This window comes from Flavobacteriales bacterium, assembly GCA_016712535.1.
Classification (GTDB): Bacteria; Bacteroidota; Bacteroidia; order Flavobacteriales_F; family PHOS-HE28; genus PHOS-HE28.
This window is the reverse complement of record JADJQW010000002.1, coordinates 1,516,265-1,532,002: the sequence shown is the minus strand read 5'-3', so window position 1 is coordinate 1,532,002 and position 15,738 is coordinate 1,516,265. Positions and strand designations below refer to the sequence as shown.

The following is a 15,738-nucleotide window of genomic DNA, read 5'->3' as shown; positions in this document are numbered from 1 at the left end:
CGTCAGGCTTCGCCTTGGGGGTTGATGAGCAAGCTGTTCTGGCGCACAATGATGCTTTGGCGAAGGGCATCGAACACGGCATCGCGCTGCTCGAAGGCCACCAGCGCATCCAGCCCGCCCAGTTGCTGGAACTGGCTCTTGCGGAAGAAGCCCATGTCGCCGTGCAGGAACTGGCTCAGGGCCTCTGGGTCGTCCACGATAAGTTGGGCGGTGGCGGCCAGCCATTTCTGTTCGCGGTAGCGCAGGTCGAAGCGGGCGGCGATGCTGTCCACGGTATCGCCCACGAGGTCGTCCTTGCTGGGCAGCGGTTTCTTGCCCAGGGCGTGGTACACGAAGGCGGGTGTGCTGGCGGGCACGCCGTAGCTCACGATCAGCTTGTCCGGGCTGTAGTACATCTCGGGCTTGTGGTAGAAACCCTCGTTCATGATGCTGTCCACGGCGTCGTCGTCCTCGGCGTTCACCGCCTCCTGCAGGGCGGGTGTTTCGGCGGCGAACTGCTTCAGGTCCTGCTCGAAGTTGCCACGGAAGGTGAGCACATCCACCTTCTCGCCTTCACGGCCCACCACCCGCACGGCAGTGTTCACCAAGGTATCGCGGCCTTCCCACGTGGGCAGGGGCGGCTTGTCGTCGGCGGCCAACTGGCTGGCGGGCACGCTATCCTCCGGTTCGGTGTAGCCGGCGCCGCTGCCCTTCTGCTCGCCTTTAGGTACGGGCACGCTCAGCGGCACGGTGTAGTCGTACTTCTCCTGGAAATACTCGGCCACGGCGCAGAAGTCGATGAGGAAGAAGTTCTTCTTCTCGTACTCGGCATGGCCCACGGTGAAGGTGTAAAGCCGGGTGCCGCGCCCCTTGATCTGGATGTACTCGGTGGGCGAGAAGATGGGCCGCATGAGCACCACGTTCAGGAGGTCGCGGCAGTTGTAGCCGGTGCTGAGCATGTCCACGCTCACGGCAATCCGCTCTGGCCGCTTGCCATCCCGGAAGTCCTTGGCGATGTCCGACGCGCCGGGGATGCGGCTGGTGATGGTGATGGCGCTGCCGGGCATCAGCTCGTTGAGCAACTTGGTGAGGGCCGTGGCGTGGTTCTGGTTCACGGCGAACACGATGCTCTTGCCCAGGGTGCCATCGGGCTGCTTCTGGGCGTTGGCCAGGAAGGCCTCGCACATCAGGCGGTTGCGCGCAGGCACGAAGACCTTGCGCTCCAGGTCCTTCAGCTTGTAGTTCTCCTCCTGCTCGTTGATGGTCACGGTCCACCCGCCATCCTCCAGCGCCTGGGTGGTGACATCGCTGCGCAGGTCGAAGATCTTCGGTAGGCACAGGAAGGGACCCTCGGGGTCGTTCACGGCATCCACCAGGTCGTAACGGAACGTGGGGATGCCCGGCTCGCAGCCGAAGTAGTGGTAGGTGTCGCGCAGTTCGCGGGCTTCGAGGGCCTTGGGGTTCTCGGTGGCCAGCTGCTCCAGGTCCACGTTCTTCAGGTAGGCCTTGGGCGTGGCGGTGAGGCCGATGCGCGTGCCTTGGAAGAACTGCACCACCTCGCGGGCATCGCCGTAGATGCTGCGGTGCGCTTCATCGTTCACTACCAGGTCGAAGAAGAAGGGCGTGAACTCAGTGCGGTAACGGCGGTCCACCTGCAGGCTTTGGAGCGTGGCGACCACTACGCTGGAGCCCAGCAGCTCACCCGGTTTGCGCCGCGCGGTCTTGTACAGCACGGGCTTGTACTCTGGCAGGTAGCGCTCGAAGTCCTCCATGGTCTGCTTGGCCAGTTCGATGCGGTCCACTATGAAGAGTACGCGCTCGGCGTTGCGCGTTTGCAGGAAGCGACGGATGAGCGCGGCGCACAACAACGTCTTGCCCGTGCCAGTGGCCATCTCCAGCAGGAAGCGGCGCTTGTGCTGCGCATCGTACTCCTTACCGATGGCATCCAGCGCACGGATCTGGTAATTGCGGACCGTAATGCCGCTGTTGAACGCGCGCAGGTAGTCCGGCCCGATCACCTCGCTCATGAGCGGGCGGGGCGGCTGCATCTCCTTCAGCAGCAAACGCTCCAGGTCCTGCGGGGAGGGGAAGCGCTCGATGCGGTAGGCGTCGCGGTCCGTGCGGCGGTGGTTCCAGAACCAGTGTTCCGTGCCGTTGCTGAGGATGATGAAGGGCGCTTTCTGGTTCTCGGCATAGCCGCGCGCCTGGTCCTTCGCATCGTATGGATCCAGTTCCGGGTCCTTCGCCTCGACGATGCACAGCGCACCCTTGTGGTTGAGCAGGGTGTAGTCCGAGCGGCCCACTCCAGTGACCTCGTAACGCACCTGCCTGGGATTGTGCAAGTCCCAGCCGGAAGCGTTGAGGGCTTCGTCGATGAGGATGCGGGCGTAGGCTTCGGACATCGTCCGGCAAAGTACCATCGCCTCCACATTCACCAGTAGATCATTCTTGCCAGGGTGAACGCCAGATAACCGGTCGACTTTGGCTGAGACCCGGTTACCACGCCCCAACTAGCCAATACCATGAAGTGGCCGTATGGTCCCACGAGCCGCTGGCACTATGGGTCGAATGAGTTCGAGATCGGAAGCCTTCTGTCAATTCCCCATTGCCCTGAACATTCCACGCAACAACCTAGGCCCGTGCTGCGGACGCGCGAGCTCGTGAGGCGATGCCATCGACCGTCGCAAACAAGAATGCGAGCAAGTCCGAACGGAAAGGCTGGCGATCCCGCACTGGCCAAGAGCACGGTTGTACCTCTTGGCCTGTGACCGCGGAAGCTCAGGGCCGCTAGCCACAAAGCCCAGCGCCGCTCAGCCCAAGGCCAAATACCCAAACCGACTAGTAGGCCTAGGAACAGCCCCAGCTTCCACCAAGGCCAAAGGGCCTCTGGGCCTTCCGGGCTCTCGGGTGGGAAGAAGAGGGTCCACACAGCTTGGTGAGATTCCGGATACGCGGGGCCGCGTTCCAGAAAGAGGGTCCACACAGCTTGGTGAGATTCCGGATACGCGGGGCCGCGTTCCAGAAAGAGGGTCCGCACAGCTTGGTGAGATTCCGGATACGCGGGGCCGCGTTCCAGAAAGAGGGTCCGCACAGCTTGGTGAGATTCCGGATACGCCGGGCCGTGTTCCAGAAAGAGGGTCCGCATAGCTTGGTGAGATTCCGGATACGCCGGGCCGTGTTCCAGAAAGAGGGTCCGCACGGCTTGGTGTGATTCCGGATACGCGGGGCCGCGTTCCAGAAAGAGGGTCCGCACGGCTTGGTGAGATTCCGGATACGCGGGGCCCCACCGCTTCGCGGTGCCCGCGTTCCGGAAGCGCTTGCGCGGGAGTGCAACACCCTTACTCCACCTTCACCAATAGGTGCTTGTTCCACAGGCATGCGGTGATCCGGTCGTCCGGCACTTGGTGCCAGGGGCCGCCGAGCCAGCGGCTGGGGGCATGGAGGTAAGCGGCCATGCGGTCGATGCCGCCATCGGTGAGGCGCAGGCAAGGGCTCACCGGCACAATGGCCACCAGGGCGATCTCCGGGGCTTGTGGCTCTGTGTCGGGCAGGGGGTAGAGCTGGCGCCAGAGGCGGTGGGCCGCACAGGCCGGCAGGTGCCAGCAGGCAAAGCGGTAGGTGTTGGGCAGGCGTTGCTGGTGGCGGGCCAAGTGCTCCTTGTGCACGCGGGCCTCCCACTTGCTGTAGCTCTTGGCCAGGTCATCGGCTTGCCGTTGGCGGCCGGGCGGCAGGGCCAGGAGGCGCTGGCGCATGTGCTCCTTGCATTCAGTTAGCAGCCGGCGCAGGGCCCTGGTCAGGGGCCGTGGCGCCAGCAGGCGTCCGGGCCGGCGGCTCAGGGGCAGCAGCAGGCGGTTCTGGTAATAGAGGTAGAGCTCGGTGTGGGCGGGCACGGGGTTGCGGCATGTCAGCTCCAGGCCCAGGGCAGCGGTGCGCATGGGCGTAAGGAGCGCTTATGAACAGGGGGGTCAACAAGGTGAAAAAACCACAATTGGACGGGTAGTTATCCACGGCGATTGTTGAAACCACCACAGGCACGAGCTGATCAATGCGCATTGGGTGGCAGCGCGGATCTGAGTTTGCGGGTGCCGCGTGCGGTGGGTGTCCACCCCGGGTCTTCGCCCGGGGCAGGCTCCTACGCACGACCGCCTATTGACGGAAATCCCGCTGAATTGACGCGGGGTTCATCAAGGGAAAGGTGGTGAAGGCAGGCCTAAAGGAAAAAGGTCCTGCACTTAAACGAAAAGGGGCTGCACTCAAAAGAAAAGGGGCTGCACTCAAAAGAAAAGGGGCTGCACTGAAAGGAAAAGGCGCTGCACTAAGAAGAAGAGGTGCTGCACTCAACTGAAAAGGTGCTGCTCGAAGAAGAAAAGGTGCTGCACTCAAGAGAGAAGGTGCTGCACAAAACGGAAAAGGTGCTGCACAAGAACCCTAAATCGGCCGCTCCAGGAGGTTGCGGGCCAGTAGCATTCGTCGAATCAGGTATCTGATTTGTTAAAACACTCGCTTGCGCCCGAAAAAAACAGCTAGGCCCCGCGCGGGTTTGCGGCGTTTTCAACAAGAATCTTCCATTTCCGCATTCGGCGCACCCCCGCTTTCCGATTCAACCCCCTGGCCAGCGGGATCCGCCGAACGGATGCGCCGAGGCCAGAGCGAACCAACAGCACTCGGAACCTGAAGGACCACGAACACAAGCAAATGCCATGAAAACGATCAAAGCAGGAGTGGACCGGCTGAACGCCGAGGCACTCATCGCCAAGAGCGAGTACGTGGAGGGCCAGATGACAGGCAATGCCTTCTTCGCCACCCCGAACCCGCCGATCGCCGAAGTCACCGCCGCCCGCGAGGCGCTGGTGACCGCGGTGGCCAATGCCGAGAGCCGCGCAAAGGCGGCGATCGCGCTCCGCAACGAGCGCGCCGCCACCTTGCGAAGCCTGCTGGGCAACCTGGCCATTTACGTGAACAACGTGACCAACGGCAATGTGGAGAAGGCGCTGAGCAGCGGCTTCGAGCTGATCAAACAGCCCGAGCCGAGCACGCACCTGGACCCGCCCGCCGACCTCGATGTGCGCGTAAGCGATTTCGAAGGCTGCGTCGAACTGAAGTGGAAGCTGGTGGACGATGCGCGGATGTACCAGGTGTACATCAACGACACCGACCCCGGCGACCCCACCAAATGGACGATGGTAGCCGTGAGCAGCAAGACCCGCACGCGCATCACCGACCTGGTGCCGGGCAAGTTCTACTCGTTCCGCGTAACGGCCCTGGGCCGTATCGGCGAGGGTCCTGCCAGCGATGTGGTAAGCGGACGCGCGGCCTAGGCCGTGACCCGCAGCCTCACCCGCTGACGGCAGCAGGGTGACACGCTCACAAGCACAAGGCCCCCGGGCCCCGGCACTAGACCGGGGTGCTGGGGGCCTTGGCGTTGGAAGAAAGGGATAAGGAAGCGGCGATTACCAACTGCATCGGTGCGCCGCATGGCCGCACACAGCTACGGGGCGGTGCGCCAATACACCGCCACGCCCACAGGCATCCAGTTGGCGCGCGGCTGGATCTTGGGCCGATGATGATCAGTGCGCATACGGTGATGGTGCGCGATGCAAGGCAGAGCCCCAGCCAAGGTGCTGGGGCATCTTCATTCCTAGGGGGTCAAGCGTACCGGACCGGTGAGGCTGTTCCGGGTTGACCAACTACGCCATGCACGTGCTTGCGACCAGGATTGCGTGCGGCAAGGTGCCCTGTCAGTTGCTTCAGCCATTCAATACGCTGATTGTGGCCCCTTGTCCCAGGATCGCTCACCTGCATGCGTTCCATGGCGCAACAGAAATGATAGAAGTTGTCCTTGTAGTCATCCTCAAGCAGGTACATATCGTTCATCACACGCCTGTAAGCCTTGCCACGGCCATGCATTGAGATTGCACGGCGGAAATGCCCGATGGCCATACTGTAGTACATCATGGGGTCGACACGGGTTGAATAGCGGTCGCCGAGCAGGACCTGGAGTTGCTGCAGTATGGTGGCGCGATGATCGGCGCTCATGCGCTGGAGGATCAGGCACCAATCACCCAAGTGCGATTTGATCTTGCCCAGAACGGAGTGGTTGGCAACGAAACCGGTCCCGTAGAGCTGCGCGCCATCCATGAGGCTGAAGCACGCGTGCAATGCATCGCGGACCACATCGAGCATACCTGCTTGGACATTGGGGGCGATGTGCAGGTTGCTGACGGTGGCTGCCGTGGGCGTGCCGCCAAAACCGAATTGCGCCGTGATGGAAGGGTCGAGCATGCTCCAATTCACGCGTATGCAGACCATGAGCATGCGCATACGCGTGAAGGTGGAGCTCACTTCGCCGATCTCTCCTTCATACATGTCCCGGATGGCGGCACCTGCGATGAGGCCAGCTTTGAGGTAGACTTCGTTCCGAAGGAGCTCGATCTCGCGGACTTCGGGGGAATAGGAGACGAGGGCTGACAGGCGCCAATCCTCGGAGGCACTATGCTGCTGCAGGTGTTCGCGGGCTTTGGCAAGCTGCATGGTGTCCACTCGCCCATTGTAGGCATGCACAGCGTTCACGGCCCAGTCGGATAGGTCGTCAAGGGTGGCCACTGGGAGCGCGGCGCTGCTGCTACGGTTAGCATGCTCAAGCAAAAGGTGCAGCAGCTTCTTCACTTGAAAGACGGCCTGGAACAAGCTGTCAGCCACCAGGTAGGCCTTGGCGGTTGCCAGGATGTGCGCCGTGATATCGCCGAGCACGCTGTGATTGAGCAGTGGTAAGACGTCGATTCCCTCGAACTCGAAGCGCATTGGAATGCGGGGCACAACGATTGGACCGAAGACACGGTCGGCGATGAGGGTGTCCGTGTATTTCGACAGAATGTTCGCCACATGCAGGGCCCTCGGTTTCTCCAACTCCGGTAGAGCATGCACGTCTGCCCAGATGATGCTGGAGAGGAAGGCGAGCCGCCGCCTGCCCCAAAGGGCGATGCTTAAGGCCCGTGCATAAGCTTCCCGGGCAGAACCCATTGCGGGCAGGTTTATCAGTGGCTGTGGAATGCCCAGGCCGCTATAGAACAGCACCGTGCCCAAGTGCTCATGAACGGCACCCTCGAGTGGGATGTGACGGTGCATGGGCGTACGGTTGGCCTGTCCGATTAGATAGAGGTACATCTCAAGACCTGCAAGGTCCTTGGCCTCTATGCCCTTCCGAGCGGTCTTATCCAAGAGGGCCAGGCGATGCACCAGTGCCAATGTGAGCAGTCGCCAATTACCGATGTCCTTGGTACCCAAATGCTGCCACTGCTTCACATAGCGAAGGATGTCCTGGGTGAGCTGCGTCGATACGGCGAGCGCCACTTCGAAGATCTTCATCTTCTCCAGGCAGAGGATTTCCTTCAGCTTGATCTTCACGAATTGATTCATGATATCGCGCCGCATCCGAGTCGCTGGGAGTGCGGCGCCGCGCAGGCAGCCATCCACATCGTCTTCCAGGAGGTGGGTGGCGGCGCGGTATTGCGCCAGTGCGTCGTCGAGCTGCTGGTCGAAGAAATGAAGGTCACCTAAGGTGTGATGGATGCTGGATATGGCCATCGGGCTCAGCTTCCGGTCCTTCCGGTCGGCGTCGCTCATTTGCTGCGCCTGGTTCAGGCGACGGTAGAAATGTTGCTTCACCGGAAGTGATTCGTCGAGGCTGAAGTTCAGCGCAGCCGAATCGAGGTCGCTGATCTTCGTCAGCACAGAGATTTCGTTGTAGAGCTTCGTGTAGAATTGGAAGCCGAAGAGGCCGTTGTCCACTTGACGGATGCTGTTCGCGCTCAGGCGCTGGACGGTGTCGTCCATGAACTTGTGAAAGTCGGGAATCTTATCCACCGCGATGATCTCGGGCGTGAGCTGCAGGTGGAAGAAGCTGAAAGCAGTGCTGTGGTATTTGAATAAGTGGTCGAGCAGGTAGGTGAAGGAGACCAGGTTCTTGTCGTTCAGCGCGCTGTAGTAGCGCGATAGCTCTGAGAGGAAGGGCCGGTAGATGTGGGTGAGCAGGCCATGTGCATGCTGATCGATGGGGCTCAGCCGCAGGTAGAGGCCCTCATTCGCATCTCCGTCAGTACTAGTGACTACGGAACTGGCTGGTACATCAGGATTGAACGGACGACCTGAAATGAAGGCGCCAGTACTGGCCATTCGTTCGATCTGCGCTTTCGTGAGTTCCTGAACGGAACGTTCGAATAGTTGCACTAGCTTCTTGGTGCTGCCATTGCTGCGGAAGGTGAGGTAGATACCAAGGTTCTGTAGGGCCTGTTGAATTGGGAGAACCATGGTGTTTGGCAGCGTGCCCGTTGCGAATAGGGCATCCTGCACGTGTCGCAAGGAGCTGAGCTCGCTTTTCTTCTCCGCGCCCGTCAATTGTTCTTCCGTAAGAATGGCCTCGGCGATGAATCGCTCAACGGTTGAAGCCAGTCCGCGCACCGGCCCATGAGCGTTCGATTGCTCTTCCTTGAGCAGAGTTGGCACATAGATCACCTGGTTGAAGATGCTTCCGAAGAAGGGGTCGCGGTCAGAGGTGTCAGCCTGAACACCGTCATACAGGTCATGTCCTCCGATGAAGATGAACTTGGCCTGGGCCACGTTGAGGAAGTGCTTCAGATTAGCGAAGAGCGTGGCCACTGCTTCTTGTCGCTCGCGATACAGGTCGCTGCCCTTGGGGCCCAGTCCAGGCTGGGTTGCGCCAGGCCCCGCGTCGTCCGTGGGATCCTCGCGTTCCTTGTCCCAAACCGATTTGAATCCGCGTGGCACCAGTTTGTCCAACTCATCGACCACGAAGACGAGGTAGCGCTTGTTGAATTCATGCGCACGGGCATGGTTCACCCTCTTCCTTGGAAACGGATCATTGTCAAGCCGGCCGAAGCGCTCCATGATGTCGATGAGCTCCAGCTCAATCTCCTTGATGCTGGCCATTGGGAAGGCTCTGCGCTTGCGACGGAACATGGAAAGAGGAATGGTAGACGAGGGCGTGATCCCGGTTTGCCGTTCCTCGTCAACGGAAGAGGAAATGCGTTCGATCAGGTCTTGCAGGCGTTCACAGAGGTGATCGAGCGAATGCTCCATGTAATATGGTGATCGCACGCGCTGAAAGCTCTTCACGGCTTTGAATGTCACGATGCCTGCAGCGATTGGCCCACCGATCCTCACCGCTAGATTCATCCAGTTGAGGATGGCCTGCCTGAATTCATGCGTGAATGCATACGGATCATCGACCGGCTTCCAAAGCCAAGTCCACGAGAGCGTATCGGGTGCAAAGAACCAGATAGCTGTTAAGGCGGCAGAAGCGATCGAGAAACGCAGGAAGCGATGCCAATTGTACCTGCGGCTTGATGGACGATTATCCAGCTTAATGAGCGTGCGCAATAGCTCTGTGGCCATCACACGCAGGATGGTTCGCACATCCAGTTCATCCTGCGCCAAGTTCACTTCAATGTCTATGAAAAGCGGGTTGAAGAGCTTTCGCTTTGGGAAGAGGCGCTCCTTTAGGACTTTGAATTGGCGACCCAACCAAGTCGCCGCCTTGATCTCGTTCTCCGCGTAATGAGCATCCTTCAGGTCACGTAGGACCCTCCGCACCATGCTGGTTTTGCCAACCCCGCGGTAACCGCTAACCAGTATTGAACCGCTGCGATTGCTATTGGTGAGCCTTGCGCGCAATTGGCCTTCGACCCGCGTGCGCACCATGTACTTCGGGTCAACCCCATAGGACTTCGGGTAGGGTGAATCGTAGAAGCGGTACCGGGGTAGTTTGATGTAGATGTCTCGGATAATGCTGCGCATTGGATGAGTTGTCGAGGTTAGGATTAGTGAGTCTTGTAGTGCGCTCAATGTTCTCAACACATAGGTAGACGCTGTGTGATTTCGTGGTGGTCGTGTTGGATGGCCAGCCCATGAACGGTGGAGAACTTCTGCGCACGAGTTTGGTCGTGGTTTACATGGGCCGATGAAAATATCGGTTTGCGCGATTCTGTCCGTTCTTTTTCCCTTAAAGGTCTTTGTCGAAGGTATGTAGTCCGGTTTTTCTCATGAGTCTCGCCGCGCATGGGCTAGTCCGTGGCGGGCGGACCCTGCGTCGGCAGACAAGCCTGCGGCACCGTCATCATCGAGGAATGGAAGTTCATGGCGATAATCCTCGAGGCCGCATGAAACCTAGGTCGGCAGACCAAAGCGGAGGTGTTCGTTGGGGCGGCGTTTGCGGAAGTCCCTGCTGGGGCTTAGGCGCTGAAAAGCTGCTGAGACGGAGGCAGCATAGAAACATGCACCCCAGCCCTCACCTTGTCCAGTACAGGTGCCGGTCCCTATCGCAGCCTTGCGCCCTTCGCAAGGGCTTGGGTGCCATCGGCGCAGAGCACAGCGCCGATGAAGAGCCCATGGGGTAGTTCGCTGGCCTCCACGAACCAGCGGCGCGTGCCGTTGAGGCTGCGCTGCAGGATGCATCGGCCGAGCGCATCGAAGAGCTGGAAGCCGGTGGTGGCATCCTGTCCCGACCAGGTGAACCAGGCGCCTGCGGCAAGCTGCTCCACCACCAGCGCCTGCTCCGCCTCCGTGGCTTGAACGGGCGCGGTGAGCGGCATCGCGCCATCGATCTCCGTGAAGTCGATCATCTCGACGTCGCCGCTGCCATAGCCGATGTCATACGGCTGCAGGCAGGTGACTGCGCCGGTCGAGGGGTCCACGCGATGGAAGCGGGCATTCTCCAAGGGCACGCCTTGGTCGATGTTCAGGCTGTAGAGCTGTCCATCGCTGGCCAGGCGCCAGCGCGCGCTCCACGAGTAGTTGCAGCCGGGGGTGTTCACGGGCGTGAGCCAGGTGAACGCATTCGTGCCCAGGTCGAGGCGGTAGGCGCGACCGGGCGACAGCTCGGTGAAGCCGATGAGCACTTGCTGGCCGCCCTCGGTGCGTTCATAGAGGCGGTCGACCGGACCTTGGTTGCCGACGGGGAATTGGTGGATCAGCTCGAATTGCTCTTGTGCGGGGTCGTAGCTGAAGAGCGTGCCCCGATTGTTGATCCCGCCGAAGCGCGCCGTGCCGTAGAGCTTGCCATTGCTGGCGAGCAGCAGGTCCTCATTGATCCAATGCCCTTGGGCGGTGGTGAAGGTGTGCACCAGCTCCACGCTGGGCGCTGCAAGGTCCACCTTGAAGAAGCCGCTGATGGTGCCCGATGAGCCGCCGCAGTAGTACAGGCCGTTGCCCGCGGCGATGAGGCGGGTTATCGGCATCCAGTTCACGGGGAAGGGTGCGATGGAATCGTGCACGCCGGTGGCGAGGTCCCATCGGTACAGAAACCAATTGGGCGAGAGCGGACGGACATCGAAGCCTAAGAGCAGGCTATCGCCCTGGACCAAGGGCATGAAGCCCTGGAAGCCCGCTGAGCGGTCGGCTGTGGCAAGCGTGTCCATGGTGCCGGCCAGCGGATCGTAGCTCAACAGGAATTTCCGGTCCCAGTACGAGGAGGTGATCAGCAGGGCGCTGCCATCCGGGCGCACGGAGAGGTCGTGGCTCACTGTCCCGACCGGCTCGAAGCGGAGCACGTCCAGCGTGTCCATGTCCGCGGCGATCCAATCCCAGCGCCTGAGCTCCTGCTCGGTGTAGTGGTCCACGAGGCTCACGAAATGATACGCGCGCTGCCCCGCGTAATGGAGGCGCGAGGCCAGGTCGACGCCGGTCTGGTCGTGCAGCACGGTAGTGGTGGCGCCCCCGCGGATGTGGCGATGGTAATAGACCTCCTCCGTGCTGTACCCGTTCACGGTCACCAGCAGCGTATCGCTGCCTGCCCAATGGAGGTCGTGGAGGTCCTCGCCCTGCCCTGTGTAATAGTGCAGGTCCACGCGCTGGTTGATCATCGGGTTGATGCGCACCAGGCCGCCCCGCATGCTGGGGCCGCCGCGGATGCAACTCACGTACAGCAGGCCATCGGCGGCGTTGCGGCTCAGCGCCACGGGATAGCTGGGCACTGATGTGGGCGACGCGTTGTACACGAACTCGTACCAGGTATCGACCACGCCCGAGCCGGGCTCATAGCGGTAGATGCGGCCGTTGGTGCCCGTGGCCACCACGCACGCCATCAGGATCGATCCATCCGGCTGCGAGATCATGTCGCGGATGTTGGTGCCTCCTTGCGCGAAGGTCAACTGCAACTCCGTGGTGAGCGAGTTCTGCGCTACGTCATAGCGGTGAACGCTCGATCCACCATAGAGGTAGAGGTGGCCATCGGTGTGCATCAACGTGAGCTGGGTAGTCGGCCAAACAGCAGGCAGGTCGAGCAGATTCGTGTAGGTGCCTGCGGTCGCATCGTAGGAGTACACCACACCCGTTCCGTTCTCGCCGCCTTCGGTCGTGGTGCCCAGGAAGAGGTTATTGCCCAAGTGGTACAGGTCCGGATGCGGCATGGACCCGTTGGACACATCGTTGAAGGCATAGTGCGCCGTGATGGCCCCCAGGGCCGTGTCCGCGCTGAAGAGCGCGCCGCGCAGCCATTCGCCTCCGTCGCCGGTGCCGTAGAGCAGGCCATCGGTGCCCATGGCCAGCCGGCCCCGGCCCAAGAGGTGGGCATCGGCATTGGCCTTGAAGCGCCAGAGCGTGTCGATGGCGCCCGTGGAGCTGTGCCAGCTGTAGTAGTAATAGGTGGTGCCCTCGAGCCACAACGAAGCGAGCCGGACCTGGGCATGCGCCGCACCCATGCACAGATGAAGCACTGCGCCGGCAAGGGCTGGTATGATCCGTTGCGACATGTCTCGCCGATGCAGGTCCGAAGCTATCGAACGGATCGCAACGCCCCGGAGGGAGATCCAAACTCCACATCGGCAGGATGTACCCAATCGCCGCCACTCGCGGACACATCTGCCTGGGTCTCGCTGCGGAGGGCATATGCGCTGCCAAGCGGACCCTGCGGGGATGGAGCCCACGCCGGTCCACTCGCCATTCGCTGGGCCTATCAAGTTACCTCACCACCGTCACATGCCCGTGCAGGATCCATCGTTCCTGCGTGAAGGCATCGCGCACATCGATGCGGTAGAGGTAGACGCCGATGGGCACTTCGTGGCCACCGGCCGTGCCGTTCCACCCTTCGTGGAAGTCGTTGCTGGCGAAGAGCTGCTGGCCCCAGCGATCGAAGAGGCGCAGGTCATAGGCCTCGAGGTCCACGCGGTCGCCCAGCGGGATCCACAGGTCGTTGAACCCATCGTTGTTCGGCGTGAAGGCGTTGGGCACGTAGTAGCCGTGGTCGTGCGGATGGAAGTGCGCGATGATGGTGTCCGGCGCGAAGAAGGTGATGGAAAGCGTGTCCTGCAGCGTGTCGGCGGGCAAGAAGGGGTTGAGGCCACCGCCACGGATCTCCCAGGCGACGAAGTCGAAGTACAGCTTGGGGATGGCCGCGAGGTCGAAGGGCTGCGCTTCGGGCACCGAGGCGGTGACCGGAAAGCTGGAGTAGAGGTGGTCGCCGAGGAGGATCTCGCCACCGCCGTTCGGCACCACATCGAGCACCACGTCGTAGCGGATCTCGGGGGCGAAGTGGGCGATGATCGTGTCGGCGTGCAGGAGCATGAACCACATGGCCGAGTCCGATTCCGAAGGCAGCACCGTGTGGTTGCTGGTGCTCCAATGGCTGAAATCCCAGGTGGGATAGGCTTCTTCCGCGAAATGGAGGTTGGTGCTGTCGAAGTAGGTGCCGCTGAACGGGAAGTCCACGAGGTCCATGGTGTTGAAGTGCACCATGCCGCTGCCGGGCGGGTCCACGAGGATCACGATGTCCCGCGGCTCCACGCCGTAGCAGTTCTCGATGCCTTCCACGATGTACGCGCAGCGCGCGATGAGGAAATCGCGCACTTCCTGCACGTTCGCCGCCCACTCGTCGTAGGTGCCGCCCCAGCGCTGGCAGTGGCGGTCCATCTCCGGGTCGATCAAGGCGATCAGGCTGTCCAGGTGGCCCACGGTGGTTCCGCAGTCGAGCCCGTGGTTGATCAGTTCAGCGTAGCGCGCGAGGTATTGTGACTTGAACTCGTCATTGTCCATCAGCGCGTTGAACATGGCGAAGTGCGTGCTGGCGAAGTTGGTGGCGCTGGGCGTGCCCCCGATGTTCTCGTTGGTGTGGTCGCAGGGATCGTTCAGCGGCGTGCTCTCGGGGAAGCCGAACTCGTTGTGCGGCGACCCCAGGATCCAATCCATGTCCCAGCAGCAATACCCCCACTTCTTGTGATCGCCATCGGGATCCTTCCCCCGCCACCACATGGTGTTGAAGGCGAGCCACGATCCGTTGGCCACGTACTCGTTCAGGATCATGTGGTCGATCATGCTCAAGGTGCTCAGCGAGTCCTTCACCACGGCGTAGTTGGCCGGGTCGCTCATGTCGTTGCCGGTGATGAAGAGGTAGAGCTCCCACCAAGGCGCGGTGCTGCCGTAGTCGGCCCAGATGCTGCCGTACTCCTGGATCAGGTCCACGCTCTCCCCGGGCTGGTCGTAGTAGTACTCGGTGAAGTCGTTGTCGTCCACCTTCTCCCGCGTCTCATACACGCCCCAGTACTGGCCGTTCACGTACACCAGGCAGGGCTCGTAGCTGCGCTCATCGAGCTTCAGGCCGATCACCTGGCTCAGGCTCTGCACGTAGGCATCGCGGATGTGCGCGCCGTTGTATCCGGGGAAATTGTCGCCGGCGGCGCTCTTGAGGATGATGCGCTCGAAGTCGTTGCGGTCGCTCCCGCGGAAGAGCTGGTCCTCGATCTCGTCGTCGTAGCCGAACTCGTCGCGCACGATGTAGTCGATGTTGCGCTGGTCGTTGCTGTTGCTGGTGCCGCCATGCTCGTTGAATTCGCCGAGCGATTCATCCAGCAAGGCCTGCCCCGCATCGAAGTACTCGATGTTGCCCTCGGCGATGGTGGTGTTGCCGCCGTTGTTCAGGATCATGAGCACATCCGCACCTGCGGCGATGCTCCACACCGGGAGGGTGTGCGTTTCGTTGATGAAGTAGGTGCTGGTCTCGATGAAGCTCGGCGGCACGCCCGGCGTTGCGCTGAAGGCCACCGCGCGCACGCACGTGGTGGCGTTCACATTGAACGGACCGGCGTATAGCGTGCTCGTCGCCGTGGGCTCTTCGCCATCAAGCGTGTACCGCACCGTGCATCCAGCGGGCACGGCTATGCTCACGCTCGTGCTCCCGGCGTATCCGCCAGCGACGGGGCTCATCAGGGGCGTTTCGGCGTAGTAGGAGGATGGACCCGCGTTCACCGCTGCGGGCGTGGGTGCGAGGAAGATGCTCCAGGTGGCGGCGCCATCGGCGGTGCGGCCCCAGCTGTGGTTCTTCTGCGTGGGCTGCGTGAACTGGAACGAATCGATCAAGCTCATCGCGGGATCGGACAGCACCACGGACTCCTGATTGGTTTGGGTGAGCTTGAAGTTCGTGTGCGGCATGCCGATGATCACCGCGTTCTTCCCGCTGCACACGATCACCAGATGCCCGTTCGCTCCGATGGAAATGCCGGCGGGCACCGTCCACTTGCCGGGATCGGCATCGTCGTCGCTCAGGTGCCAGCCGCTCAGGTCCACGCTGCTGCCACCGGCGTTGTACAGCTCCACCCAGTCCTCGTACTCGCCGCCCAGGTTGATCAGGTCCCAGTTGGCCGCGCTCACTTCGTTGATCACCACCTGCGCGCGCACCGGTGCTCCGGACCAGATGGCCATGGCCCAACAGGCCAGGATGGAAAGGCGGCGCGGCAGGTGTCTCATCTGTTCATC

At 61.6% G+C, this 15,738-nt stretch carries 6 protein-coding genes; 1 reads left to right on the top strand and 5 read right to left on the bottom strand.

Features of this window, described 5'->3' with window-relative positions; all coding sequences use genetic code 11:
• Window positions 1-2: 2 nt before the first annotated feature.
• Together IPK70_06200 and IPK70_06195 are read right to left on the bottom strand one after the other, a co-directional pair.
• Window positions 3-2,381, bottom strand: coding sequence for a DEAD/DEAH box helicase family protein (locus tag IPK70_06200; GenBank protein MBK8226751.1), 2,379 nt, complete (start codon window positions 2,379-2,381; stop codon window positions 3-5).
• A gap of 936 nt (window positions 2,382-3,317) precedes the next feature.
• Entirely contained in the window at window positions 3,318-3,914 is a 597-nt protein-coding gene (locus tag IPK70_06195; GenBank protein MBK8226750.1) for a hypothetical protein, read from the bottom strand.
• A 765-nt stretch (window positions 3,915-4,679) separates the two neighbouring features.
• On the opposite strand from IPK70_06195, the gene IPK70_06190 reads away from it, so the two are divergent.
• The gene (locus tag IPK70_06190; GenBank protein ID MBK8226749.1) at window positions 4,680-5,297 is read left to right on the top strand and encodes a fibronectin type III domain-containing protein; all 618 of its coding nucleotides are present in this window, start codon (window positions 4,680-4,682) and stop codon (window positions 5,295-5,297) included.
• 328 nt (window positions 5,298-5,625) lie between these two features.
• On the opposite strand, the gene IPK70_06185 is transcribed toward IPK70_06190, so the two are convergent.
• From IPK70_06185 to IPK70_06175, 3 genes are all read right to left on the bottom strand, one after another.
• Window positions 5,626-9,792 (bottom strand): ATP-binding protein, encoded by a 4,167-nt coding sequence (locus IPK70_06185; GenBank protein MBK8226748.1) that lies wholly within the window; start codon window positions 9,790-9,792, stop codon window positions 5,626-5,628.
• A 518-nt stretch (window positions 9,793-10,310) separates the two neighbouring features.
• On the bottom strand, window positions 10,311-12,743 hold the full coding sequence (locus IPK70_06180) for a hypothetical protein (protein MBK8226747.1): 2,433 nt from the start codon (window positions 12,741-12,743) through the stop codon (window positions 10,311-10,313).
• 208 nt (window positions 12,744-12,951) lie between these two features.
• A complete protein-coding gene (locus IPK70_06175) occupies window positions 12,952-15,684 on the bottom strand; it encodes a CotH kinase family protein (protein ID MBK8226746.1) in 2,733 nt (910 codons plus the stop codon).
• Window positions 15,685-15,738: the final 54 nt, after the last annotated feature.